Annotated in this window: 28 protein-coding genes; 13 read left to right on the forward strand and 15 right to left on the reverse strand. The window is 65.3% G+C overall.

The genetic code is table 11. The annotated features are described in order from the left end of the window. The first annotated feature begins 31 nt into the window (after nt 1–31). Nucleotides 32–487 carry an META domain-containing protein gene (locus O3298_RS17000; protein ID WP_305060062.1) on the forward strand — a complete coding sequence of 152 codons (456 nt, stop codon included), beginning with the start codon at nt 32–34 and terminating at the stop codon, nt 485–487. A 55-nt stretch (nt 488–542) separates the two neighbouring features. Then, entirely contained in the window at nt 543–1,265 is a 723-nt protein-coding gene (locus O3298_RS17005) for an HAD-IA family hydrolase (RefSeq protein ID WP_289899006.1), read from the forward strand. Here the strand turns inward: O3298_RS17005 and O3298_RS17010 are convergent. Genes O3298_RS17010 through ssuE form a run of 5 tightly spaced genes read right to left on the reverse strand, consistent with a single transcriptional unit; the run spans nt 1,210 to nt 5,716 of the window. Continuing rightward, nucleotides 1,210–2,052 (reverse strand): ATP-binding cassette domain-containing protein, encoded by an 843-nt coding sequence (locus tag O3298_RS17010; protein WP_305060063.1) that lies wholly within the window; start codon nt 2,050–2,052, stop codon nt 1,210–1,212. The two genes, O3298_RS17005 and O3298_RS17010, sit on opposite strands and share 56 nt — an antisense overlap. Nucleotides 2,053–2,075: 23 nt before the next feature. Then, on the reverse strand, nt 2,076–2,876 hold the full coding sequence (gene ssuC, locus O3298_RS17015; protein WP_289905550.1) for an aliphatic sulfonate ABC transporter permease SsuC: 801 nt from the start codon (nt 2,874–2,876) through the stop codon (nt 2,076–2,078). 1 nt (nt 2,877) lies between these two features. Beyond that, complete coding sequence (gene ssuD, locus O3298_RS17020) at nt 2,878–4,038, reverse strand: FMNH2-dependent alkanesulfonate monooxygenase (RefSeq protein WP_305060064.1); 1,161 nt, start codon at nt 4,036–4,038, stop codon at nt 2,878–2,880. A gap of 16 nt (nt 4,039–4,054) precedes the next feature. Beyond that, entirely contained in the window at nt 4,055–5,071 is a 1,017-nt protein-coding gene (locus O3298_RS17025; RefSeq protein ID WP_289899009.1) for a sulfonate ABC transporter substrate-binding protein, read from the reverse strand. 24 nt (nt 5,072–5,095) lie between these two features. Next, entirely contained in the window at nt 5,096–5,716 is a 621-nt protein-coding gene (ssuE, locus tag O3298_RS17030; RefSeq protein WP_099664566.1) for an NADPH-dependent FMN reductase, read from the reverse strand. 254 nt (nt 5,717–5,970) lie between these two features. Here ssuE and O3298_RS17035 point away from each other — a divergent pair, with 254 nt between their 5' ends. From O3298_RS17035 to O3298_RS17060, 6 genes are all read left to right on the forward strand, one after another. After that, on the forward strand, nt 5,971–7,185 hold the full coding sequence (locus tag O3298_RS17035; RefSeq protein WP_305060065.1) for an acyl-CoA dehydrogenase family protein: 1,215 nt from the start codon (nt 5,971–5,973) through the stop codon (nt 7,183–7,185). A 21-nt stretch (nt 7,186–7,206) separates the two neighbouring features. Next, nucleotides 7,207–8,034, forward strand: a complete 828-nt coding sequence (locus O3298_RS17040) for a MetQ/NlpA family ABC transporter substrate-binding protein (protein ID WP_251351163.1) — start codon at nt 7,207–7,209, stop codon at nt 8,032–8,034. Between the two features lie 3 nt (nt 8,035–8,037). After that, the gene (locus O3298_RS17045) at nt 8,038–9,429 is read left to right on the forward strand and encodes an LLM class flavin-dependent oxidoreductase (protein WP_289915851.1); all 1,392 of its coding nucleotides are present in this window, start codon (nt 8,038–8,040) and stop codon (nt 9,427–9,429) included. Nucleotides 9,430–9,480: 51 nt separating this feature from the next. Next, entirely contained in the window at nt 9,481–10,290 is an 810-nt protein-coding gene (locus O3298_RS17050) for a hypothetical protein (RefSeq protein ID WP_305060066.1), read from the forward strand. A 64-nt stretch (nt 10,291–10,354) separates the two neighbouring features. Next, a complete protein-coding gene (gene bla, locus O3298_RS17055; protein ID WP_099664573.1) occupies nt 10,355–11,260 on the forward strand; it encodes a subclass B3 metallo-beta-lactamase in 906 nt (301 codons plus the stop codon). An 85-nt stretch (nt 11,261–11,345) separates the two neighbouring features. Further along, nucleotides 11,346–11,825 carry an META domain-containing protein gene (locus O3298_RS17060; RefSeq protein ID WP_289915858.1) on the forward strand — a complete coding sequence of 160 codons (480 nt, stop codon included), beginning with the start codon at nt 11,346–11,348 and terminating at the stop codon, nt 11,823–11,825. A 100-nt stretch (nt 11,826–11,925) separates the two neighbouring features. Here O3298_RS17060 and epsC read toward each other — a convergent pair whose 3' ends face one another. Continuing rightward, entirely contained in the window at nt 11,926–12,864 is a 939-nt protein-coding gene (gene epsC / locus O3298_RS17065) for a serine O-acetyltransferase EpsC (protein ID WP_305060067.1), read from the reverse strand. Nucleotides 12,865–13,052: 188 nt separating this feature from the next. On the opposite strand from epsC, the gene O3298_RS17070 reads away from it, so the two are divergent. Next, nucleotides 13,053–14,240, forward strand: a complete 1,188-nt coding sequence (locus O3298_RS17070) for a multidrug effflux MFS transporter (protein ID WP_077402553.1) — start codon at nt 13,053–13,055, stop codon at nt 14,238–14,240. Between the two features lie 127 nt (nt 14,241–14,367). On the opposite strand, the gene O3298_RS17075 is transcribed toward O3298_RS17070, so the two are convergent. Together O3298_RS17075 and O3298_RS17080 are read right to left on the reverse strand one after the other, a co-directional pair. Beyond that, nucleotides 14,368–14,664, reverse strand: coding sequence for a hypothetical protein (locus tag O3298_RS17075; protein ID WP_251351154.1), 297 nt, complete (start codon nt 14,662–14,664; stop codon nt 14,368–14,370). An 80-nt stretch (nt 14,665–14,744) separates the two neighbouring features. Beyond that, nucleotides 14,745–15,185: a carboxymuconolactone decarboxylase family protein gene (locus O3298_RS17080; protein WP_035817618.1), complete on the reverse strand. Its 441-nt coding sequence runs from the start codon at nt 15,183–15,185 to the stop codon at nt 14,745–14,747. A 104-nt stretch (nt 15,186–15,289) separates the two neighbouring features. Between O3298_RS17080 and O3298_RS17085 the strand changes: the two genes are divergently transcribed. Beyond that, complete coding sequence (locus O3298_RS17085) at nt 15,290–16,762, forward strand: PLP-dependent aminotransferase family protein (protein ID WP_305060068.1); 1,473 nt, start codon at nt 15,290–15,292, stop codon at nt 16,760–16,762. Here the strand turns inward: O3298_RS17085 and O3298_RS17090 are convergent. From O3298_RS17090 to trxC, 5 genes are all read right to left on the reverse strand, one after another. Beyond that, nucleotides 16,731–17,321: a DUF1287 domain-containing protein gene (locus O3298_RS17090; RefSeq protein ID WP_251351151.1), complete on the reverse strand. Its 591-nt coding sequence runs from the start codon at nt 17,319–17,321 to the stop codon at nt 16,731–16,733. The genes O3298_RS17085 and O3298_RS17090 overlap by 32 nt on opposite strands. A 62-nt stretch (nt 17,322–17,383) precedes the next feature. Further along, entirely contained in the window at nt 17,384–17,719 is a 336-nt protein-coding gene (locus tag O3298_RS17095; RefSeq protein WP_305060069.1) for a DUF6616 family protein, read from the reverse strand. 16 nt (nt 17,720–17,735) lie between these two features. After that, nucleotides 17,736–18,482: a HEAT repeat domain-containing protein gene (locus tag O3298_RS17100; RefSeq protein ID WP_305060070.1), complete on the reverse strand. Its 747-nt coding sequence runs from the start codon at nt 18,480–18,482 to the stop codon at nt 17,736–17,738. Next, nucleotides 18,479–19,000, reverse strand: coding sequence for a MarR family winged helix-turn-helix transcriptional regulator (locus O3298_RS17105; RefSeq protein ID WP_289912229.1), 522 nt, complete (start codon nt 18,998–19,000; stop codon nt 18,479–18,481). Before O3298_RS17105 ends, O3298_RS17100 begins: the two co-directional genes overlap by 4 nt. 70 nt (nt 19,001–19,070) lie before the next feature. Beyond that, nucleotides 19,071–19,523: a thioredoxin TrxC gene (gene trxC / locus O3298_RS17110; RefSeq protein WP_099664582.1), complete on the reverse strand. Its 453-nt coding sequence runs from the start codon at nt 19,521–19,523 to the stop codon at nt 19,071–19,073. 159 nt (nt 19,524–19,682) lie between these two features. Between trxC and O3298_RS17115 the strand changes: the two genes are divergently transcribed. Further along, nucleotides 19,683–21,110: a coniferyl aldehyde dehydrogenase gene (locus tag O3298_RS17115; RefSeq protein WP_289911651.1), complete on the forward strand. Its 1,428-nt coding sequence runs from the start codon at nt 19,683–19,685 to the stop codon at nt 21,108–21,110. An 18-nt stretch (nt 21,111–21,128) separates the two neighbouring features. Here the strand turns inward: O3298_RS17115 and O3298_RS17120 are convergent, their stop codons facing one another. Then, nucleotides 21,129–21,734 carry a LysE/ArgO family amino acid transporter gene (locus O3298_RS17120; protein ID WP_034785705.1) on the reverse strand — a complete coding sequence of 202 codons (606 nt, stop codon included), beginning with the start codon at nt 21,732–21,734 and terminating at the stop codon, nt 21,129–21,131. Between the two features lie 202 nt (nt 21,735–21,936). Between O3298_RS17120 and O3298_RS17125 the strand changes: the two genes are divergently transcribed. Continuing rightward, nucleotides 21,937–22,827 (forward strand): LysR family transcriptional regulator ArgP, encoded by an 891-nt coding sequence (locus O3298_RS17125; protein ID WP_305060071.1) that lies wholly within the window; start codon nt 21,937–21,939, stop codon nt 22,825–22,827. 105 nt (nt 22,828–22,932) lie between these two features. Then, a complete protein-coding gene (locus tag O3298_RS17130) occupies nt 22,933–23,949 on the forward strand; it encodes an alpha/beta hydrolase (protein ID WP_305060072.1) in 1,017 nt (338 codons plus the stop codon). A 106-nt stretch (nt 23,950–24,055) separates the two neighbouring features. On the opposite strand, the gene phaP is transcribed toward O3298_RS17130, so the two are convergent. Beyond that, complete coding sequence (gene phaP / locus O3298_RS17135; protein WP_305060073.1) at nt 24,056–24,694, reverse strand: phasin family protein; 639 nt, start codon at nt 24,692–24,694, stop codon at nt 24,056–24,058. Between the last annotated feature and the right edge of the window lie 116 nt (nt 24,695–24,810).

A 24,810-nucleotide genomic window follows, 5' to 3' on the forward strand; every position in this document is an offset into this window, starting at 1 on the left:
GCGGCTATACACCTTGATACTGGAGCGCCCCATGCTGCATCGCCTCACATACCTGTCCCTCGCCGCAGCCATCGCCATGACCGGCGGCTGCGCCGCCACGTCCGACAGCGCCAAGCCGGACACCGCCCTGACGCCCAGCTACAGCCTGACGAATACCTACTGGAAGCTGACGGAACTCGATGGCGCCCCGGTGACGATGGCGCCGCAGCAGGAGCGCGAAGTGCGCATCACCCTCACCGACGATGGCAAGGTCCATGGTTTCACGGGCTGCAACCAGGTCATGGGCGGCTACACGCTGGCCGGCACTGCCCTGCGCTTCACGCAGCTGGCCGGCACGCGCATGGCCTGCCCGCCGCCCCTGATGCAGCTGGAAAGCACCGTGCTGGCCAACTTGAACAGCGTGACGGGTTACCGTTTCGATGGCGAGTACCTGATCCTGCTCAAGGATGGCTCACCCGTGGCCAGGTTTGAATCGGTCTACCTGTGAAATAAAAATCGACTGCCGTTACAATGGCTTCCAGTCCATCATCCGGAAGGAAGCCATGTCCGCACTGCCCTCGCCGTCTTCATCCCCGACACCATCGGCCGCCGGCCGCTACCGGGCTTTTCTTTTTGACATGGACGGCACCGTCATCAATTCCATCGCCGCCGCAGAACGCATCTGGGGCACCTGGGCGCAGCGCCAGGGCCTCGACGTGGCAGCCTTCCTGCCCACCATCCACGGCGCGCGCTCGGTCGACACCATCGCCAAACTGCGCTTGCCCGGCGTCGACGCGCAGCGCGAATCGCAGGGCATCACGGATGCCGAAATCATCGATGTGGAAGGAATTATTGAAATCGCGGGCGCGCTGCGCTTTTTGCAATCGCTGCCGCCCGCGCAATGGGCCATCGTCACCTCGGCGCCGCGCGCGCTGGCCACGGCCCGCCTGAAGGCGGCCGGCATGCCGATACCGGCCATCATGGTGACGGCGGAAGACGTCAAGGCGGGCAAACCCCGGCCCGATTGCTATTTGCTGGCGGCGGAAAAACTGGGCGTGGCGCCCTCCGATTGCCTGGTGTTCGAGGATGCCTCCGTCGGCATCGAGGCGGGCGAAGCGGCTGGCGCGAAAGTCATCGTCGTCACCGCCACGCATGCGCATCCGCTGGCCACGCGCCACCCGGCCATCGACAATTATGAAGCCATCGTCGCGACGCTCGACAGCGACGGCTTCATTGTGCTGGCGCAGTTATCTGACCCTGCGGTTGCAGCACGCGCGACAAGATAGCCTGTTCCAGCGCGGCGAACGCCGCATGGCCGCGCTGGCGCGGGCGCGGCAAGTCCACCGGCACGTCCATGGTGACCTGTCCATCCTCGATCAGCAGCACCCGGTCGGCCAGGGCCACGGCTTCGGCCACGTCATGCGTCACCAGCACGGCCGTGAAACCGCGCGCCAGCCACAGCGACTCGATCAGCTGCTGCATCTCGATGCGCGTCAGGGCGTCGAGCGCGCCCAGGGGTTCGTCGAGCAGCAGCAGTTGCGGCTCGTGCACGAGGGCGCGCGCCAGCGCCACGCGCTGTTTCTGCCCGCCCGACAGGGCTGACGGCCAATCGTCCGCCCGCTCGGCCAAGCCCACCGTCCACAGCGAGGCGGCCGCCGCGCCGACGGAACGGGGCAAGCCCAGGGCCACGTTGTCGAGCACCGTCTTCCACGGCAGCAGCCGCGATTCCTGGAACATGATGCGGATATCGGGCGCGCCCACGCCGCTGCCGATGGAGATATGGCCTTCATCGACGCTCTCCAGGCCCGCGATCGAGCGCAGCAAGGTGCTCTTGCCGCAGCCGCTGCGTCCCACGATGGCGACAAATTCGCCCGCTTCCAGCTGCAGGTCGACGTTTTTCAGGACCGGACGTTCGCCATAGGCCTTGCTCAATTGCGTCAAGGCCAGGGGCACGCCGCGGCGCGCCAGAGGGGCCTGCGGGGCGGCCTTCGCCTGCGGCGGCGCGCTGGCCGGGTCGTACTGCACGAAGTGCGACAGGAAATCCGTTTCGATCTGGATGGGGGCGAGCAGCATGGTGTTCTTTCCTCATTTCGTCACTATCGGTAGGCGGGATTCCAGCGCAGGCAGTGGCGTTCCAGCCGGCGCGAGAACAGGTCGGCCAGCTTGCCCAGCAAGGCGTACAGCAAAATCCCCACCAGCACCACGTCCGTTTGCAGGAATTCGCGGGCATTCATGGTCATGTAACCGATGCCGGCCTGCGCCGAGATGGTTTCGGCGACGATCAGCAGCACCCACACGAGACCGAGCGAAAAACGCACGCCGACCAGGATCGACGGCATGGCGGCCGGCAGGATCACGTCGCGGTACAGGGGCCAGCCCGAAAGGCCGTAGCTTTTCGCCATCTCGATCAAGCCCTGGTCGGCCGAGCGGATGCCGTGGAAGGTGTTCAGGTAGACGGGAAAGAAGACGCCGACGGCCAGCAGGAACAGTTTCGCCGTCTCGTCGATGCCGAACCACAGGATCACCAGCGGGATCAGGGCCAGGGCCGGGATGTTGCGCACCATTTGCAGGGTCGTGTCGAGCAGGGTTTCCGCGTGGCGGAAACTGCCCGTCAAAAGTCCCAGCAGCAGACCCAGTCCCGCGCCGACGGTAAAACCGACCGTGGCGCGCCACAAGCTCGTTTTCAGGTGCAGCCACAATTCGCCCGACACGGCCAGGTGCCAGAAGGCTTTCGCCACGGCCCACGGCTCGGGCAAGATGCGGCTCGACAGCCAGCCCCACTGCGCCGCCAGTTGCCAGGCCAGCAGCAGTGCCACGGGCAAGGCCCACGGCGCCAGCGCATTGCGCCACGGCGTGCCGGGCAGACGCTTGGTGGTGAAAGTGGGGCCGGCGCCCATCTCAGGCCGCCTTTTTCTGCGGCGCGGCCGGCACGATATTGCTGGCCATGACTTCGCCGAACGGTCCCGTCAGTGACTGCTCACCCACGGCCTTGCCCTTGCCCAGCAACGGGAACACCAGTTCAGCGAAGCGGTACGATTCTTCCAGGTGCGGATAGCCGGAGAAAATGAAGGTGTCGATACCCAGGTCCGCGTATTCCTGCATGCGCGCCACGACCGTCGGGCCATCGCCCACGAGGGCCGTGCCCGCGCCGCCGCGCACCAGGCCCACGCCGGCCCACAGGTTGGGCGACACTTCGAGCTTGTCGCGCCGCCCGCCATGCAGGGCCGCCATCCGTTGCTGGCCCACGGAATCCATCTTGCCGAACGCCGCCTGCGCCTTGGCAATGATGTCGTCGTCCAGGTGGCTGATCAGTTCATCGGCCGCGCGCCAGGCCGCCTCGTTGGTTTCGCGCACGATCACGTGCAGGCGGATGCCGAAGCGCACCGTGCGTCCCCGCTTGGCGGCGCGCGCGCGGATGTCCGCGATTTTCTCGGCAACCGCGGCAGGCGGCTCGCCCCACGTCAGGTACAAGTCCATCTGCTCGGCCGCCAGTTCATGCGCGGGCTCCGACGAGCCGCCGAAGTACAGCGGCGGATATGGTTTCTGCACGGGCGGATACAGGGTTTTCGCGCCCTTCACCTGGATATGCTTGCCCTCGAAATCATAGCCGGCCGCGCCGCCCTCGCCCGCCAGGGTGGCGCGCCACACCTTGATGAATTCATCGGAGATTTCATAGCGCTTGGCGTGGTCGGCAAACAGGCCGTCCGCTTCCAGCTCGCCCTGGTCGCCGCCCGTGACGACGTTGATCAGCAGGCGCCCGTTCGACAGGCGATCAAAGGTGGACGCCATGCGCACGGCCAGGCCGGGCGTGGACAGGCCGGGCCGCACGGCCACTAAAAATTTGAGCTTTTGCGTCACGCTGATCAGCGACGACGCCACCACCCACGCATCTTCGCAGGAGCGGCCCGTGGGCAGCAGCACGCCGTCGTAGCCGAGCGTGTCGGCGGCCACGGCCACCTGGCGCAGATAATCGGCATCGACGGGACGCGCGCCCTGCGACGTGCCCAGGTAGCGGCTGTCGCCGTGGGTAGGGATGAACCAGAAGACATTCAATGACATGGTGTGTATTCCTTGATTATTTGGTGCTTGTGGCCAACTGGCGCGCCGGCAGCAGCGCGTCCTTGACGACGATCGGTTTCGGGATCAGCTTCAGGCTGGAAAACGCGTCCGCCACCCTTTGCTGCGACGCGATGACGTCGACCGACACGGGTTTGACGCCATACGCATAGCGCGAGGCGGCCAGCGCCACGACATCCTTGCCCAGCCCCGTCTGCGCCGACAGAATCGTCGCCACTTCTTCCGGGTTGTTGCGGCCCCAGTCATCGACCTTGGCCACTTCATCGAGCACGATGCGCAGGATTTCCGGGTTTTTCTCGGCATACGTGCGCGAGGCGAGATAGAACTGGTAGTTCGCCACCAAGCCCTTGCCATCGGCCAGCACGCGGGCGCCCAGCTGCTTTTCGGCGGCCGCCAGGAACGGATCCCAGATGGCCCAGGCATCCACGCTGCCCCGTTCGAAGGCGGCGCGCGCATCGGCCGGCGGCAGGAATACGGGCTGGATGTCGGCGTAGGCGACGCCGGCCTTTTCCAGCGCCTTCAATAACAGGTAATGCACGTTCGAGCCCTTGTTCAGGGCGATTTTCTTGCCCTTCAAGTCGGCCAGGGTGCGCAGGCCGGAACCCTTGGGCACGACGATGGCTTCGCTGGCGGGCGACGCCGGCTCATTGCCGACGTACACCAGATTGGCGCCGGCCGCCTGGGCAAAGATCGGCGGCGCCTCGCCCACCGTACCGAAATCGATGCTGCCCACGTTCAGGCCTTCCAGCAGCACGGGGCCGGCAGGGAACTCCGTCCACTTCACGCCCACGCCCTGCTCGGCCAGGCGTTTCTCCAGCGTGCCGCGCCCCTTGAGCAGGGTCAATGTGCCGTATTTCTGGTAGCCGATGCGCACCTCGCCCTTGGCTTGCACTTCCCCCTTGGCTTGCGCCTGCGCCGCGACCGGCATGCCGGCCGCCATCACGCCGGCGACGGCAGAAAACAGCAAACCCAGGGTGGTACGGCGCGAGAGTCGTTGTGCGTGGCGGTGTGTCATGGCAGTTCCTTGGTCGGTGAATAATCAGGCGGCTTGATACTGGGGCGCGTAAGGCTGGTCTTGCAGCGAACGCACGGGGACAGAAATATCGGCGGGCGCGGGCGGGCGCTGCCCCTGCAGCACGAACAGGCCGGTGGAGAGTTCCTCGATGCCCGCCTGCACGCGTTCGGCAATCGGCGCATCCAGGCTCAGGCCCCGTTCTTCGTGCCACGCCAGTTGCTGCGCATTCGCGTAGATGCTGGTGAAGACTTGCTTGGCGCCCAGCGCATGCAGCACGGGACGCAGCGCGTAGTCGAGCGCCAGGGTGTGGGCATGGCCGCCGCCCGTGGCCAGCGGGAGCACCAGCTTGCCGGCCAGGCCATCTTGCGGCAGCAGGTCGAGGAAGGCTTTCAGCAACCCTGTATACGACGCCTTGTAGATGGGCGTGGCGATCACGATGGCGTCGGCGTCGGCCACGGCGCGCACGGCGCGGGCAATCGCCGCGTCGTCGTAGTCGGCCAGCAGCAAGGCGCGCGCCGGCAGGTCGCGCACATGCAGCTTGGCGTAGCTGTGGCCCTGCAGCGCCAGCTGTTCGCCGATATGCAGCAGCAGGCGGCTGGAACTCGAGGGGAGTTGCGGGCTACCGCCCAATAACAAGATGCTCATGTGATGCCCGTCCCTGTAGGTTGTCGAAAGTGGAGTTGCTCGGATGCTTGCAGCCTATCGCCATCAGCAGTCCGGCAAAACGAATGCTTTCGCGCTTCGATATGCGTTTTTTGACTATCCGGGCCTGACGCCCCGCAAGCGAAGGCGCCGGCTCCCGCGCGGCTTTTTTCGCATATGCATGCGCGGTTTTCTTCGTGTACGGCGCACGCCTGGCGGTGCAATATCGGCGTCATCGTCTTTCTGGAATGTCACTCATGTCTAGCGTTTTTCTCCATGCCGCCCGTCCCCAGCCGCCTGTGCCGGAACCCCTGCAGGACGCCATCCGCATCGCAACAAAGCTGGCCGCGCGCCTGGCCGAAACGGCCAATGCCCGCGACCAGGCCGGCGGGCACGCGGCGCAGGAACGCGAATGGCTGCGCGAGTCGGGTCTGCTGACTTTGTCGATCCCCGTGGAATTCGGCGGCCAGGGCGCGTCCTGGCCCCTCGTGTACCAGGTGATCCGCATCCTGGCGCGGGCCGACAGCGCGCTGGCGCATGTCTTCGGCTTCCACCATCTGCAGCTGGCCGGCCTGCAGCTGTATGGCAGCGCGCAGCAGCAGCGCCGCCTGCTCACCTTGACCGTCGACGAGCGCCTGTTCTGGGGCAATGCCTTGAATCCCCTCGACAAACGGGTCACCGCGGCCGACAGCGACGACGGTTTCACCCTCGACGGCATCAAGAGCTTTTCTTCCGGTTCCGTGGGCTCGGACTGGCTGACCGTCTCGGCCTGGCACGCGCCCACGCAAACGGCGCTGATCGCCGCCCTGCCTACGCGCCAGGATGGCGTGACCGTGCAGGCGGACTGGGACGCCTTCGGCCAACGCCAGACGGACAGCGGCAATGTGCATTTCCAGGCGGTGGCCCTACCGCGTGAGCTGGTGCTGCAGGCGCCCGCGCAGGCCGCCACGCCGCAAGCCACCGTGCGCTCGCAGATCGCCCAGCTGATCATGGCCAACCTGTACCTTGGCATCGCCGAAGGCGCATTCGAGGCGGCGCGCCGCTACACGGACGAACAGGCGAAAGCCTGGTTTGCCTCGGGCGTGGCCAAGGCAACGGACGACCCTCTGGTACAGCACCGCTATGGCCTGCTGTGGCTCTTGCTGCGCCCCGCGCAGGTGCTGGCCGACGCGGCGGCGCAGGAACTGGAAAAAGTGTTCCGCAAGGGCGCGCTGGTGACGGCGCGCGAACGGGGCTTGCTGGCCGTCGCTGTGGCCGAAGCCAAGTGCCTGGCGCACCAGGCGGGACTGGAGATCAGCAGCCAGATGTTCGAACTGACGGGCGCCCGCTCCACCTCGGCCCAATACGGCTTCGACCGCTACTGGCGCAACGTGCGCGTGCACACCTTGCACGACCCCATCGACTACAAGCTGCGCGACCTGGGACGCTTTGCCTTGAATGGCAGCGTGCCCGAGCCGACGGCGTATTCCTGATTCACCCACCAAGGAGCCACCATGACCATCGCCCGCCGCAGCATCCTCCTCACCGCCCTGACCCTGGCACTGGCCAGCAGCTTCGTCCACGCCAAGGACCCGAAGGACATCACCATCGGCACCAGCGCCGGGCCGTATGCGGACCAGATCAAGCTGGGTATCAAGCCTATCCTGGAAAAGCAGGGCTACAAGGTCAAGCTGGTGGAATTCAACGACTATATCCAGCCGAACTTCGCGCTGGCCGAGGGTTCGCTGGACGCCAACGTCTTCCAGCACATCGTCTACCTGAAGAAATTCGCGCTGGAGCACAAGCTGGCCCTGACGGACCTGATCACGATCCCCACGGCGCCGATTGCCATCTACAGCAAGAAGCACAAGACCCTGGACGACGTGAAGGAAGGCACGACGGTGGGCTTGCCGAACGATCCGACCAACCAGGCACGCGCGCTGGTGCTGCTCGACCAGCTGGGCTGGATCAAGCTGCGCGCCAGCTTCGACCCCGTGCGCGCGTCGGAAAAGGATATCGCCGTCAACACCAAGAAAATCAAGCTGCTGCCGCTGGAAGCGGCGCAGCTGCCACGCTCGCTGGGCGACACCGATTACTCCTTCATCAACGGCAATTACGCGCTGGCGTCGGGGCTGAAACTGACGGATGCGCTGGTGGCCGAGAAAATCTCGCCCAACTACATCAACCTGGTGGCCATCCGCACGGCGGACAAGGACAAGCAGTTCGCAAAAGACCTGGCGGCCGCCTACCGCTCGCGCGAATTCCTCGACATCACGAACAAGCACTTTGCCGGCTACTCGAAACCCGATTACCAGCAAGCCTTGCAGACGGCGGCCAAATAAGCCATGGCCAAGTCGATACGCTTCAACGCCTTCCAGATGAATACCGTCGGCCACCAGTCGCCAGGGCTGTGGACGCATGCGCGCGACCGCAGCCACCGCTATACCGATCCCGAACACTGGACGGAACTGGCGCAACTGCTGGAAGCGGGCCTGTTCGACGCGGTTTTCCTCGCCGACGTGCTGGGCGTGTATGACGTGTACCGGGGCAGCCTCGATGCGGCCCTGGAACACGGCGTGCAGGTGCCGCTGAACGACCCGCTGGCGCTCGTGCCCATCATGGCGCAGGCCACCACGCACCTGGGTTTCGGCGTCACCTGCGCCCTCACCTACGAGCACCCGTACACGTTCGCGCGCCGCATTTCCACCCTCGATCACCTGACGAAAGGGCGCATCGGCTGGAATATCGTCACCGGCTATCTCGATAGCGCGGCGCGCAACCTGGGCTTGAGCCAGCAGCTGGGCCACGACGAGCGCTACGACCTGGCCGACGAATACCTGGACGTCGTCTACAAGCTGTGGGAAAAGAGCTGGGACGACGACGCCGTCGTCAACGACAAGGCGCGCGGCATCTATGCCGATCCGGCCCGCGTGCATCCGATCAACCATGCCGGGCGCCACTACCAGGTGCCCGGCATCCATTTGTGCGAGCCGTCGCCGCAGCGCACGCCGCTGCTGTACCAGGCGGGCACCTCGCCGCGCGGCACGCGCTTCGCGGCGCGCCATGCGGAAGCGACCTTCGTCAGTGGCCCCAGCAAGACGGTCGTCAAGCGTTACGCGGACGACTTGCGCGCCGCAGTGCGGCAAAGCGGGCGCGATGGCGACGCATTGCTGATCTACGCGCAGGCGCTGGTCATCACGGGCGCCACGGAAGAGGAAGCGCGCGCCAAGCATGCCGATTACCTGCGCCACGTGAATATCGAGGCGGCCCTCGTGCTGCTGTCCGGCTGGACGGGCGTCGATTTCAGCCGCTACCCGCTTGACGCCACCATCGAGTACATCGATTCTCCGGCCGGCCGCTCGGCGCTGGCTTCGTTCAGCCAGGCCGACCCGGACCGCCGCTGGACGGTGCGCGAAGCAGCCGAATACATCGGCCTGGGCGGACGCGGCCCAGTCATCGTCGGCGACGCGCGCCAGGTGGCCGACCGGCTGGAAAGCTGGCTCGATGAAACGGGCATCGACGGTTTCAATCTCGCCTTCGCCGTCGCCCACGACAGCATGGCCGACGTGGTGCAATACATCGTGCCGGAACTGCAGCGGCGCGGCCGCTACCGTACCCATTACGAGGAAGGCAGCTTGCGCCACAAGGTCTTCGGCCAGGGCCCGCGCCTGCCCGCCGATCACGCGGGCCGTCAGGTCAGCATCGCGCCAGAAGGGGTGGCGCTGGCGGTGGCCTGACGGCGCCAGTGACAAGCGTTGACTATCATGTTAGCTTGTCATGTTAAAAACATGACAAGCGACGACGTGGACCTCCTTTCTTTTCGCGGCAAGCGCTCTTCGACTTTGCTCTTCGCCATCCTGGCCGCCTGCCACGCGGCAGCGCAAGCGGACGTGCCAGTGGAAGCGCCGGCGGAAACCGGCCAATCGATCCACATCAACAGCATCCGCAACCCGGAACTGAAATCGTACCGCGTGATGGCGGCCGGCCTCGATGCCTTCGACGAATACCATGCGCTGGCGCCCCGGGCGCGCGAAGTGCGCTTCAAGCTGGTCGCGGGCAGCCGCGCGCCGGCGGACGCCATGCAGGACCTGGCCTTGCGCATCGCCGGCAACGAAACCTCGATTGCGCTGCCCCTGGCCGCCGACGGCAGTTTCACGCTGCCGCGCAGCGCGCAGGCCGACAGCGAAGACGCGGACCTGGTCACCAACAAGAAAAAGGGCAATTACCGCTGGCAGCCGTCCATTCACAGCGACGGCGTGCCGGCCGGCATGCGCCGCCTGGGCGACCTGCGCCTGCAATGCCAGGTGACGATTGCCATCGCCAAGAAAGAGATACCGTTCTGGGTACGCACCCTGGTCGGCACCCTGCTGCGCACCACCGACTGGTGCTCCGCCGAGCAGCTCAAGATGGGCACCCGCAGCGACCAGGCCATCGCCAGCGCCACCCTGCTCGATGGCGAGCGCCGCATCGCCCTGAAGGTGGAAAAGGAAGGCCGCTCCTTCCTGTCGCCCATCGGCGACACCCGCTATGCGGACGATACCCTGATCGAACTGGTCTACCAGCAGGATACCGCCGGCGCGCCGTCCGCCGCCCCTTAGGGTTTGCGTCCAGCCCCGTTCCATGTCAGCATATGCCACCCTGGCACCACGGATAAGGATCGCAATGCCCCCCACTCTTACGCGCGCGCTGGCACTGGCGCTGCTGGCAGGCCATGGCTCCCTGGCATTGGCGCAGGCGCCAGTCACGCCGCCGACGCCTGGCTGCGACATCTGCGCCACCTGGAATGCGGACCAGGCGCCGTTCCGCATCTTCGGCAATACCTATTATGTGGGCGTAAAAGGCCTCAGTTCCGTGCTGGTGACGTCGCCGCAGGGCCACGTGCTGATCGACGGCGGCTTGCCGGAATCGGCGCCCAAGATCATCGCCAATATCGGCACGCTGGGTTTTCGCATCGAGGACGTCAAGCTGATCCTCAATTCGCACGGCCATATCGACCATGCGGGCGGCCTGGCCGAACTGCAGCGGCGCAGCAATGCGCTGGTGGCCGCCAGCCCGTCGGCGGCGCTGGACCTGGCGTCGGGCGAAGTGGGGCCGGACGACCCGCAATACCACGCGCTGCCCAAGTACCCGCCCGTCAAGGACATGCGCCTGGCGCGCGACGGCGGCCAGTTCAATGTCGGCCCCGTCAACCTGACGGCGCACGCCACGCCGGGCCACACGCCCGGAGGCTTGAGCTGGACGTGGCAATCGTGCGACGGCCCCCGCTGCCTGAACATGGTGTATGCGGACAGCCTCAACGCCGTCTCGCGTCCCGGCTTCAAGTTCAGCGCCAGCAGCGAGTATCCGAACGCGGTGGCGGACTTGCGCCGCAGCTTCGAGACCCTGGAAAAACTGCCTTGCGACGTGCTGATCTCCGCGCATCCCGAGGCTGCACAGTTGTGGGAACGGCTGGAGGCGAGCGCCACGGCCGGCAGCGACGCCTTTGTCGACCCGCAAGCCTGCCGCGCCTATGTGGCGGCGGCGCGCACCGTGCTCGACTCCCGGCTGGAACAGGAAAAGCAGCAGTAAGCTTGCCAATGAGCTTGTCAACCGTGCACGCTGGCGCAGCGCCGATCTGCTACGCTGGCGCCATTCATTTAAAGAAGGAACCGCCATGTTCAAACTCGCCAGCCTGATTCCCCTCGCCGCCATCGTCGCCATCACCGCCGGCTGCGCGCAAACACCGGTGCGCAGCGACGCTGCCGCCGCCGCGCCAGGCGCCACCTCGCCCGCCAAGCCGGCGCCCAAGCTGACGGGCACGCAGTGGAAGCTGAAGGAATTGAAGGGCAAGCAAGTGGTGCGCAAGGCGCCCGAGCAGCGCGAAGTGACCCTGCTGCTGGCTGAAGGCCGCGCCAGCGGCAACAGCGGCTGCAACCAGATGATGGGCGGCTACACCAGCGATGGCGTCAGCACCTTGAACTTTGGACAACTGGCAGGCACCATGATGATGTGCCAGCCGCAGGACATGGACCTGGAACGCCTGCTGCTGACCACCCTGGGCGAAGTCAATGGCTACCGCTACGCCGACCAGGAATTGCTGCTGTTGAAGGATGGCGTGCCCGTGGCGCGCTATGAAGCGCTGACGGTGAAGTAAGGTCATCACAAAGCCAGGAACCCTCTCCTGGCGCGAAGAGTGGCCGAAAAACGTTCAGGGCAAAGCGCAGCGCCGCCATGGACGTTTTCTCGGCCACGCTTCAATCGTTGCGCATCTGCGCCTGCGATACATTGCTTTCTGGCGGCACGCTCTGCGTCAGCCACACATTCCCCCCGATGGTCGATCCCGCGCCGATGGTGATGCGCCCCAGCACGGTCGCGCCCGCATAAATGACCACGTCGTCCTCGACGATGGGGTGGCGCGGCGTGCCCTTGATCAGCGCACCGCTGGCATCGGCTGGAAAACGCTTGGCGCCCAGGGTGACGGCTTGGTACAGGCGCACGCGCTGGCCGATGATGGCCGTCTCGCCGATCACCACGCCCGTGCCGTGGTCGATGAAGAAGGAGGCGCCGATGTGGGCGCCCGGGTGGATGTCGATGCCCGTCAGCGTGTGCGCGATGTCGGCGATCAGGCGCGCCAGGAAGGGCGCGCCGAGGGCGTGCAGCCGGTGCGCCAGGCGGTGGTACAGGATAGCGATGGTGCCCGGATAGCACAGCATGATCTCGGCCACCGAGGTGGCGGCCGGGTCGCCCGCGTAGGCGGCCTGCACGTCCGACACCAGCAGCGCGCGGATATCGGGCAGGCTGGCGGCGAAGGCGCGCGTGATGTCGCGCGCCTGCTGCGCCAGGGCCGCATCATCGCCCGCGCCATCGCCTTCATCGCCGGCAGGTACGGAAAAGAGCAAGCCGCGCCGCACCTGCTCGCTGAGGCGGTTCAGGGTGGTGTTGAGGGTGTCGCCGACAAAATAATCGATGCTTTCGTCCGTCAGGTTGGGCCGCCCGTAATGCGTTGGGAACAAGGCTGCCGACAGGCCGTTGACGATGGTGGTGAGGGCTTCGCGCGACGGCAGTTCGCGCACCCTGCCGTTATGGCGGATCTTGTGCTTGTCTTCGCGCGAGCTGCGCAAGGCCTGGATCACGGGCCCCAGGTTCCACTGGGCCGTGTCGTCGGCGGGCGCCGCGGGATAAATACTGTGCATGGCGTATCACTTCCAGAAAACGGCAAACAAGCCGGTTCGCCCAAGCTTAGCGGCGGCGGCAAGCGATGCAAACGAAGAATTTCAAGATTTCATATACGAAAAACGCATATGGATGGCAAAAAGGCCGGCGTCAAACCTGATTCCGGTCACTAGCGTAAAATGACGGACTAACAAAAACACTGTTCAACATGACTAAATTATTAACATGGATTTTGGCGGGCCTGGCGATGGTCGGACCGCTTGCAATTGACACCTATCTGCCGTCTTTCCCCGCCATCGCGCATGATTTCAATGCCAGCCCCCTGCTGGTGCAGCAAACCCTGAGCTTTTTCCTGTTCACGTTCGCCTTCATGATGCTGTTTTACGGCACCCTGTCCGACTCGTTCGGCCGCCGTCCCGTCATTCTCGTCTCGCTGGTGCTGTATGTGATCGCTTCCGTGGGTGCCGCGCTGGCGCCGTCGCTGGGCTGGCTGCTGGCCTGGCGCGTGCTGCAGGGCCTGTCGGCGGGCGCCGGTTCCGTCATCGGCCGCGCCATCGTGCAAGACCGCTATTCGGGCGCCGCCGCGCAGAAAATCCTCTCGCACATCATGATGGTGTTCGCGCTGGCGCCGGCCATCGCGCCCGTGCTGGGCGGCTGGCTGCAGGTGGGCCTGGGCTGGCGCTGGATCTTCTGGTTCCTCACGGCCTTCGGCGTGCTGATGTTCGTCGTCGTCTGGCGCGCGCTGCCGGAAAGCTTGCCGAAGGAACAGCGCCACGCCTTCCACCTGGGCGACATCGCCGTCAATTACTGGAAAGTGCTGTGCCACCGCCAGTTCCTGCTGCTGTCGACGGCCATCGGCGCGGCCTTTGGCGGCTTCGCCCTGTACATCGGTTCGGCCGCCTACTTCATCATCAACATCCTGCACCTGCCGGAAACGGCATTCGCCTGGCTGTTCATTCCCTTAATTAGCGGCATGGTGTTCGGTTCGGCCCTGTCGGCGAAGATCGCCCACCGCTACAGCCAGCGCCAGATGATCTGGACCGGCTTCATCCTGATGCTGATCGCCGCGCTGGTCAACATCGGCTACAACTACTTCTTTGCCGCCGAAGTGCCGTGGGCCGTGCTGCCATTGTTCTTCTACTCGTTCGCCCTGTCGATCGCCATGCCGCCGATGACCCTGATGGCCTTGAACCACTTCCCCAACAACAGCGGCCTGGCTTCGTCGATGCAGTCGTTCATCCAGATGCTGCTGTTCGCGCTGGTCTCGGGCCTGGTGGCGCCACTGCTGTTCGACAGCGCCCTGAACCTGGCGTATGGCGTGATGGCGGGGTTGCTGGTGAGTTTGCTGTGCTGGGTGTTTGCGCAGGGCAAGAAAGCGGAAGTGGTCAAGCAGTAACTTTTACAGCGGATTTTTCAGGACGGGGGCACCTGAAAAACGTTCAGGACAAGGCGCCGTGCCACAGGCAGTACGCCAGTACGGCCAGGCGCGGCAACGCAGTCATGGACGTTTTCTCAGGCGCTCCTCAAGGCCAGGGGGCGGGCGTCACATCCACATACTGCGCGCCGCCCTGCTCCGGTTCCGCTTCATTTTGCTGCACCGGCTGGTTCAGGGAACCGGCCGGCGAACGCAAGCTCAAGATTTCCTTGCGCGCCTCGACGAAGTCGGCGGAACTAAGCGGGTGTTCCTGGTCGGGCCAGTGGCTGACGGCCCATTCCTGCAAGGTTTCAAAGCGCCGCCACAGTTCCGCGATGAATTCGCGGCGCGCTTCTTCCAGCTGTTCCGGTGTCTTTTCAATTGCTTCGCTGATATTGACTTCCATGGCCGTTCCCTCGCTGACAAGTTGTCTTGCCAGACTACGCAGGGATCAGCCAGGCGTCTGTTCGCGAACGAACACAGGATTTATTCGGGCATCTTGCGGAAACCCACGGCCAGGCGGTTCCAGGTATTGATGGAGCCGATGGCCAGGGTCACGTTGACCATTTCCGCCGGCGTCAATTGTTCCGCCAGCGCCGCATACACGTCATCGGGCGCCTGGCTTTGCGGCAGCAGGGTCAGCGCTTCCGTCCAGGCCAGCACGGCCCGCTCGCGCGGCGTGAAGAACGGCGTTTCGCGCCAGACGGACACGGCATACAGGCGGCGTTCCGTTTCGCCCGCCTTGCGCGCGTCGCTCGTGTGCATGTCCACGCAAAAGGCGCAGCCATTGATTTGCGAGGCGCGCAGGCGGATCAGCTCGAGCAGCGAGTGTTCCACGCCCAGCCTGGCAATCGCCGCTTCCAGCGCGTACATGGCCTTGACGGCGTCCGGCGAAGCTTGTGTAAAATCGAGTCGTTGCTGTGTCATGATGCATTCCTTGAAGGAGTAGGGATGCACCATTGTAGTGGCCCAGGAACAGCGCGCGGCAGGCCAATCCCCCCGAAAAACAGCAGACCACCAGCAGATACTCCATGGAATTACACATCCTGATCGACGGCACGCGCGACCTGGGCGGCCAGCTGTACCGCCAGCTCAGCGAGGCCATCCGCTCGGGCCGGCTGACGGACGGACAGCAATTGCCGCCCTCGCGCCTGCTGGCCAGCCAGCTGGGCCTGTCGCGCAAGACGGTGTCCGACGTGTATGACAAGCTCGGTTATGAAAAGCTGCTGGTCGGCAAAGTGGGCGTGGGCAGCTTCGTGCAGACGCCGCACGCGTCGCCGCAGCGTCGCCACGCCAGCACGCCGCTGGCCAGCGCGCAGCGCATCGCCCGCTGGGAAGCGACGCCCACGCCCCTGCGCCGCGCCAGCCAGGAAGAGCCGGCGCGCTATGCCTTCATCGGCGGGCGCGCCACGCCCGCGCACTTCCCGCAGGATGAATGGCGCGCCTGCATGCTGCACGCGCTGCGCCAGGGTGGCCAGGCGCGCGGCCGCTATGGCCCTGTCGCCGGCTTGCCGGCCTTGCGCGCGGCGATCGCCGGCCATGCCGCTTTCAGCCGCGGCATCCATTGCACCGAGGAACAAGTGCTCGTCACCAGCGGCGCGCAGCAAGCCTTGCACCTGCTGGCGCTGACCTTGCTGGAAGCAGGCGACACGGTTGCCGTGGAAGAACCCGGCTACCCGGTGGCGCGCGCCGTGTTCGCCAGCCAGGGCGCCCGCGTGGTGGGCATCGACGTGGACGAGGATGGCCTCATCGTCGGACAAATCCCGGACGGCACGCGGCTGATCTATGTCACGCCCGCGCATCAATTTCCGCTGGGCATGCCGATGAGCATGGCGCGCCGCCATGCCTTGCTGGAACGGGCGCAGCAGCTGGGCGCCATCATCATCGAGGACGACTACGACAGCGCCTTCCGTTACGAAGGCCGGCCCGAAGATTCCCTGCAAAGCATGGACCGCTACGGCGTCGTCGCGCACGTGGGCAGCTTTTCCAAGATCATGCTGCCAGAATTGCGGCTCGGCTATGTTGTGCTGCCGCAAGCTATCGTGGCCGCCGTGGAAACGGTGAAATACCTGAGCGATTGCCACACGGCCAGCCTGGGCCAGCATGCGCTGGCCAAGTTCATCGGCGACGGCCATCTGCTGCGCCATATCCGCCGCTGCCACGATATCTATGCGGGGCGGCGCGAGCGGCTGCAGCACTGGTTCAACGGCCCGCTGTCGCCGTGGTTCCGCCTGGTGCCCGCCAGCGCCGGCTTCCACGTGGCGGCCCTAGCCCAGGCGCCGCTCGATATCGCCGAATTGCTGCGCCGCGCGCGCCTGGCCGACATCAGCCTGTATGCGCTATCGGGCTTTTATCACGGCGAGGCACGCCACGCAGGCCTGTTCCTCGGCTATGGCGCCATCGACAAGCTCGATATCGACACGGCGCTGGCCCAGGTGCTGGCGATCCTGCAGGAGATCGCTCCCCTGCCCCTCAGCGCGGTTGCCAACGATAGTGCCCCGTGATGGGATAGCTGAATAGAATATTTTCCTCGCGCGCGCCTTCGCCGATGTTGTGGATGATGAGCGGCACGCCGCCCCACGACTGCTTGTCGCTGACGATGCCGATGTGCGTGAGGTTGCGCGGCAGGCGCCAGGTGACGATGTCGCCCGCGCGGTAAGCGTTCGCTTCCTTGCTTGGCGGCAAGCTGGTGCCATGGCGGGCAAAGTAGGTGCCCAGGTTCGGCACGCGCCGGTGGTCGATATTGCGGTCCGGCCCCTTCATCTGCCAGCGTCCTTGCTGCTGGTACACCTGCCACGCCTTGCGCATGTCTTCGTGCACCAGCACCTGCAAATCCTGCCCCAGCTGGCGGTAGGCGCGCACCACCACGTCCGTGCACACGCCCCGCTCGAGCGGCACGTCGCCGCCCGGATAGGCGAGCCGTTCGTAGCGCGGGTCGTACTGCAGGGTCACGCCCACCTGCTTGCGGGCGGCGGCGACGAGGGCTTGCGGGGTGGCAGGGATGGCCGACGCCAGCATGGGCGCCAGGGCAAGCATCAGGATGGAGAGCAGTTTGATTGGCATCAACGTCAATGGTCGGATGGAAATGCCAACTTTACCGCAGCGGCAAGGAAAACGGCGGACGGCTAGACGCCCGCCAGTTGCGCCAGGTGGGCAGGAAAATCCACGGCCGGTCCCGCCGCATTGATGGTGTCGAAGTAATCATGCCAGCCCGTGGCCGCGATACCGGCCAGCAAGGCATCCAGTGCCGCCTCGTCCGGGAAGCGCCAGACGGCATAAAATTGCTGGGCAGCCCCATGCAGCTTGCCGCCATCGATGGCGCCCATGGCCAGCGCTTCGGCACCCGTGCCGGACAAGGCCGCCATGCCGGCGCCCACCGTGCCGAAATATGCCTGGCGCGCGGCGGCGTCGAGGGCCAGCCAGGCGGGTTTCGGGTTGTACAGCTCTAACAGGTAATGCATGTTTTCCTCCAAAAAGTTAAGCAAGCGAGCGTTGGGCGCGCTTGCAGATGCGTTGGGTGGCGGCATTGGCACTTTCCTGCAACCATTGCGCGCACAGGCTGCGCACCCAATCCGGCTGGCTCTTGGCCGCATCGTTGAGCCAGTTGGCCACGGAATCCTGCACGTAGACGGCCGGATCGGCGCGCAAGGCATGCAACACGGGCAAGGCCAGCTGCGGCTGTTCTTTTAACCGGCCAATATGCGCGCACCACACGCCGCGCGGGCGCAGCGCTTCGCAAGCGAAACGGCGTACTCTTTCTGACGGGTCAGCCGTCCACGGCGCCAGCAAAGCAATCGCCTCGTCAAGGCTCTCCGCCAGATGGGGCCGCAGCGCCAGCCAGGCCCATTCGCGCACGCCGAAGTGCCCATCGTCGGCCAGCGGCCGCATGGCCGCCAGCCGTTGCGGCAAGGTCAGGCCAGCCTGGGCGGCGATGGCAAAGCAGGCCCAGCCACGTACCGTGTCGGACGCATGCGCTTGCAACTGCGCCAGGTCGGCGTTGGCTTCCAGCAGCAATTGCGCCGCCAGCGCCATGCGCCGGGTGATGCCGGCTGCTGCCTGCGCGCGCAGTTGATCCAGCCGAGCGGCGCCGATAGCGGGCACGGCCGCAGCCAGCAACTGGGCGAAATCGATGGCCAGCCCTTCCGTCAGGGTGGCGCTGGCCACGCTTCCGCCGTTCAGCAGGGCCAGGCGCGCGGGAGCGATGTCGGCGACGCCGCGGCTCATGGCGCACCCTGCATTTCACCTCTATCCGTCTTGCGCCAGGCTTTTTCCAGCAGCGCACTCAGCAACTGCATTTCTTCCGGCGTGAAATCGGCAAACAGGCTGGCGATCCATTGCGCGTGTTCATCGACCAGGGTGGCGGCGGCCAGGTCTCCCTTGGCGCTCAGGCGCACCAGCAGCTTGCGCCGGTCGACCTGGTCCGCGTGGCGCGCCAGGAAACCATCGCGTTCCAGGCCGTCGAGCAAGCCCGTGATGGTGCCGCGCGTCACGCCGGCCTGCTCGGCCAGTTCGTGCGGCGACAGCCCTCCGGGCACGTCGCGCAGCAGGGACAACAGCACAAATTTTCCTTCCGACAAGTCATGCCGGCCCAGGCGCGCGGCACAATCGCCATCGATGGCGGAGGCCAGGCCCAGCACTTCAAAGCACAGGCGCAAGCGCGCCGTGGACTGCGCCATGTCGAGACCGCTGGCGCGGCGCTGCACGTCGCCCAGCAGGGCCGTGTATTTCTGTTCGAGCTTTATCATATGGCGCAATATAATATGGCGCCATATTAAATGTCAAATGGAAAACTGTGATGGTTTTCCTGTGCGTTTAGAAACGCGCCTTGTCCCTCGCCCAGGCGATGATGGCTTGCGCATCGATGGCGCCCGGCTGGCGCGCCACTTCCACGCCTCTGCGGAACAGGGCCAGGGTGGGAATGCTGCGGATATTGAAACGGCTGCCCAGGTCCGGCGACGCTTCCGTATTCACCTTGACGACGCGAAATGCGGGTTCCAGGGTCTTGGCGGCTTGCACATAGAATGGCGCCATGCTGCGGCACGGACCGCACCACGGCGCCCAGAAGTCGACCAGCACGGGAATGTCGCTGCGTTCGATATGCTTGAGGAAGCGGGCGCTGGCCAGGTCCACGGGCTGGCCCGTAAATAAATCCTTCTGGCACTTGCCGCACGTGGGCTGTTCGATCAGGCGCGCTGCCGGCAAGCGGTTGACGGCGTCGCAATGGGGGCACACGATGTGCAGGGAGTCTGGCGTGGTCGAGGTCATGGCATTCCTGGAAAGAGTAGCGTACAGTTGCCGGACATTTTACGGCGTATCGTGCAGCGCCGTCGGCACGCTGGCGGCACTTATCCGCAGAGTCCACTATAGTGTGCTGAAACGTGTGATGAAACGGCGCGCACATTGCCGGGCCGGCCAAGGAAAACAATGCCTGATGTCGCAGAAAACATGCTATTGAGCACCGAACTCGCTGCCGCCCTGCGCTTGCAGCGCGCCGCCTGCCTGGCCCACCCCGTGCCGACCCTGGCCGAGCGCAAACGCGATTTGCACACCTTGCAGCGCTTCATCCGCGACCACAAGGACGCGTTGTGCGCGGCGATCAGCGCCGACTACGGCAACCGTTCCCGGCACGAAACCTTGCTGGCAGAAATCTTTCCCGCCATTGACGGCATCAACCACGTCCTTAAACATTTGAAAAAATGGATGCGGCCGCAGCGCCGCGGCGTGGACTGGCGCAATTTCCCTGGCGCCCGCAACCGCGTGATGCCGCAGCCGCTGGGCGTGGTGGGCGTCATCGTGCCGTGGAATTTTCCCGTGAACCTGAGCCTGGTGCCCTTGACCTATATCTTCGCCGCCGGCAACCGCGCCATGGTCAAGATGAGCGAAAACTCGCGCCACCTGGCGCGGCTGCTGATCGACACCATGCCCGCCTACTTTCCACCGGAAAAGCTGCAGTTCTTTGACGAAACGGGCGGCGTGGGCATGGAATTTTCGCAACTGCCGTTCGACCACCTGCTATTTACGGGTTCCGGCCAGACGGGCCGCGCCGTCATGGCGGCCGCCGCGCGCAATCTGTGCCCCGTCACCTTGGAGCTGGGCGGCAAGGCGCCGGCCATCGTCTGCGCCGATTTCGACGTGCGCACGGCAGCCGAGCGCATCCTGTTCGTCAAGTTCCTGAACGCGGGGCAAATCTGCACGTGCGTCGACCACGCCTGGCTGCCCGAGGCCAGCATTCCTGCCTTCGTCGAACACGCACGCGCCATCGTGCCCACGCGCTACCCGCGGCTGGACACGCCCGACTACACTTCCATCATCGACGAGCCCGCCTTTGAACGCCTGCTGCAGGCGCTCGACGAAGCACGCGCACTGGGCGCGCAAGTGATTTCGCTGTTGCCGGGGCCCGCCTACGACCGCGCCACGCGCAAGATCGCGCCGCACATCGTGCTCGGCGCGCCCGAGGACAGCCTGTTGCTGACGCGGGAAATCTTCGGCCCCATCCTGCCGCTGCGCGGCTATGCCAGGCTTGAGAACGTGATCGACAGCATCAATGCGGGACCACGGCCGCTGGCCATCTATCCGTTCAGCAACAAAACAGACACGGTGCAGCTGCTGATCGACCGCGTGATGTCGGGCGGCGTGTCCGTCAACGACGCCCTGTATCACGTGGGCCAGCACGACCTGCCCTTCGGCGGCGTGGGCGAGTCCGGCATGGGCCACTACCACGGCGTCGAAGGCTTTCACACCTTCAGCAAGCTGCGGCCCGTGTTTTACCAGGCCCGCTACAGTGCGTTGAAACTGCTGTGGCCGCCGTATGGCAAGCTGGCCAGCCGCGTGCTGGCCTTCCTGACGCGTTGATGCCTTATAGCTGATGCCTTACAGGAACAGCGAGGCGGCGATGGCCCACATGACGAGGGCGATGATGCCGTCAAGCACGCGCCAAGCCATGGGCTTGGCAAACACGGGCGCCAGGTAGCGGGCGCCAAAGCCCAGCAGGAAGAACCACAGGGCCGAAGCCATGATGGCGCCGCCGGCGAAGTAGAAGCGTCCCACGCCTTCATGCTGGCCGCCGATCGAGCCGAGCAGGATGACCGTGTCGAGGAAGGCGTGCGGGTTCAGCAGGCTGAACGCTAGCGCCGCGCCGATCACGGCCCAGTAGCCTTCCGGCGACTTGGCAGCCGACACCGTCAGAGCCGTTGGGCGCCAGGCGGACTTTGCGGCACGCAAGCCATACGCGATCAGGAAGGTCGCGCCGCCGGCCTTGGCCCACAGCAAGAAATTGGGGTTGTCTGCAATGAAGGTGCCCATGCCGGCCACGCCGGCCGTGATCAAGATCGCATCGCACACCAGGCAGACCAGGATGCAGGTGAGCACGTAGTGACGCTTCAAGCCCTGTTTCAGCAAGAAGGCGTTTTGCGTGCCGATGGCAACGATCAGGCTCGCTCCGAGCCCCATGCCTTTCAAGAAGATTGCGCTGTCCATATCGATTCCTTTATTGCTTTCCATCACGCGCACGGCCGCCCACGCTCTGCCGGCAACGGCAAAGTCATCAAAGGTAGGTGGAGGGTGTAGCGGTACCAGCAGGACCGCGCGGGAGAGTGGAGTTGTTACCCTATTTCAACAGTGTAAAGAAAAAGTAAATATAAGTATAATGAATGATTCTAACCATATATAAGAGAAACTTATGCGCGTCGTCGATTACCGTGGATTGGCCGCCCTCGACGCCGTGATCGGCCTGGGCAGCTTTGAAAAGGCCGCGCAGGCGCTGGCGATCAGCCAGCCGGCCGTGTCGCAGCGCATCCGCACCCTGGAAAACCTGGAAGGCACCCTGCTGATCATCCGCAGCCACCCGCCCCTGCCCACAGAAGCGGGCCAGCGCCTGATCGCCCATTACCGGCAAGTCAAGCTGCTCGAAGCGGCGCTCGACGCCCAGCCCGGCCCCACCACGCATTTGCCGGAACTGGCCATCGCCGTCAACGCCGACAGCGCCGCCACCTGGATCCCGGAAGCGCTGGGACCGCTGCTGTCGCCGCCGTCCTGCCTGCTCGATATCCGCCTCGACGACCAGGACCACACCCTGAGCCAGTTGCGCGAAGGGCGCGTATTTGCCTGCGTCACCAGCGCCAACGACCTGGTGGCGGGCACCACGGCCACGCCGCTGGGCGGCATGCGCTACCTGTGCGTGGCCTCGCCCGCGTTCGCGCAGCAATGGTTTCCCCATGGATTTACGGTGGATGCCGTCAGCCAGGCGCCCGCCATCACGTTCGGCAGCAAGGATGCGCTGCACGAGCGCTATCTGCAGCACCGGCTCGGCTACACGGGCCGCTATCCGCACCACGTGCTCGGTTCGGCGCGCGACTTCGTGCGCTTCATCGAAGCGGGCTATGCTTACGGCATGGTGCCCCTGCTGCAGGCGGAAACGGCGCTGGCCGCCGGCAGGCTGGTCGACGTGGCGGCCGGACAGGCGCTCGACGTGCCCCTGACCTGGCATGCCTGGGATATCCAGACCCCGCTCACGCGCACCCTGTCGGACGCCGTCATCGCCACCGCGCGCAAATGGCTGTTGCAGGATTGATTGACGCATGCCACATTTATCTATGCTATACAGCAACTTTCCCGTGTGCGCCCTGCCCTGCCTGGCCTACACTGCAAGCATCACCCCTCACCATCAGGAGCTGGCATGACGATCCTGCGCACCACCCTGCTCGGTTTGCTGGCGGCCATCCCACTGGCTGCCGGCCTTGCCGCCTGCTCACCCTTGATGGCCATCAATGCCTTCTCGTCCGGCAGCGCTTCGCACGTGACGCGCGGCCTCGCTTACGGCCCCCTGCCACGGCAAAAGCTCGATGTCTACGCCCCCAAAATCCGTACGGGGCCCGTGCCCGTGGTGGTGTTCTTTTATGGCGGCAACTGGACGACGGGCGAGCGCGCCGACTATGCCTTCGTGGGCCATGCGCTGGCGGCGCGCGGCTATCTGGCCGTGATCGCCGACTACCGGCTGTATCCGGAGGTGCACTATCCCGAAATCCTGCAGGATGCGGCCCGCGCCGTGGCCTGGGCCGCGATGGAATCGAGCCGCCACGGCGGCGACCCGACGCGCCTGTTCGTCATGGGCCATAGCGCCGGCGCCTACAATGCGGCGATGGTGGCGCTCGACGCCAGCCTGCTGGCGCGCCATGGCATGCACCCACACGACTTGCGGGGCTGGATAGGTTTGGCCGGCCCCTATGATTTCTTGCCGATCGAAAACACCACCACCCGGCCCGTTTTCTTTTACCCGGACACACCCGCCGCGTCGCAGCCCATCCACCACGTGACGGCCGCAGCCCCGCCCGCCCTGCTGATCGCCCCCCTGCCCGGACAGGATAAACTGGTCGATCCGCGACGCAACACGGGCGGTCTGGCCAAGGCCTTGCGGACGCTTGCCAGGCCCGTGACGGAAACGTATTTCGACCACGTGGGCCACGCCACCCTGGTCGCCACGCTGGCAGCGCCCTTGCGCAGGCTGGCGCCCACCCTGGACGCCGTCAGCGCCTTCATCGACGCCAACAGCGGGAGCGGGAGCGGTGACACGGTCTTGTCCGCCGTCTCGCCGAAGACAGCCGTGCCGGCAAGCATCACCGTGCCCACCCGCTCACCTGGCGCGGCCACGCCGGCCTCTGAACTGCACGCATACGACAAAACGCCCGCCCCGTGAAGGGCGGGCGCTCTGTCCAAACCAGGAGGCACGATGCTGCGTGCCGGCTGGCCGCAGCTCAAGGCTCGGCCCTCGCGAAGCGGCTCAGCCGCAAGCAGCCGCGTGCTTACTCTTTACGGCTGGCGCTGCTGCTCTTGCTTTGTGCGGAACCCGCTTGCGATACGCTGCCGCTGGCCGAGCCTTCACTGCCGGCCGACTGCTGGCTGCCCTGGTGGCTGCCGCTTTGCAGGCTTTGGCCGTCACGGCTTTGCGCGCCCCGTTGCTGGTCGCGGCTGGCGCCGTTTTGCTGATAGGCCTGGAACGGTTCAGCGATGCGCTGCATGGCTTCCTGCTGCTTGCGCACGTTTTTCTCCGTTTCTTCCGACGCCGTGCGGGCCACTTCTTCGGCCAGCGCCTTGGCAGTACGGCTCGTTTCATTCACATGACGCTCTGCCACGTTGGCCAGTTCGACCTGCGTATCGGCTGCCAGGCGCGACACCTGTTGCTGGTACTTGCGCAGTTGCTCGGCGGCTGGCTGGCCCGCCGCGGCAGCCACCTGGAACACATCTTCAGCGCGCTCGACCGTCAGCAGGTTCTGGCTGGTGACTGCGGTTTCTTCCAGCAAGCCTTGGACCAGTTGCATGTTCAGGTCGCTGAAGTGCTGCACCGACTGGAACAGCGACTTCGACAGTCCATTGAAAAAAGCCAGTTGCGCTTCCAGGTGGTTTTTGGCGGCGGGGGTAACACTACGGGAATATGGATACATGGAGTTCCTCATTAGATAGCGGTTGGGTGGACATAAACAGATGGCGACACCACCGGCTGTCGAACGGTGAGGAAGACGGCCGGGCTACGCCACGAAACGCGAAAAAACATATCCGA

It is taken from the genome of Janthinobacterium sp. SUN137, from assembly GCF_030587265.1.
Taxonomy (GTDB): Bacteria; Pseudomonadota; Gammaproteobacteria; order Burkholderiales; family Burkholderiaceae_D; genus Janthinobacterium; species Janthinobacterium kumbetense.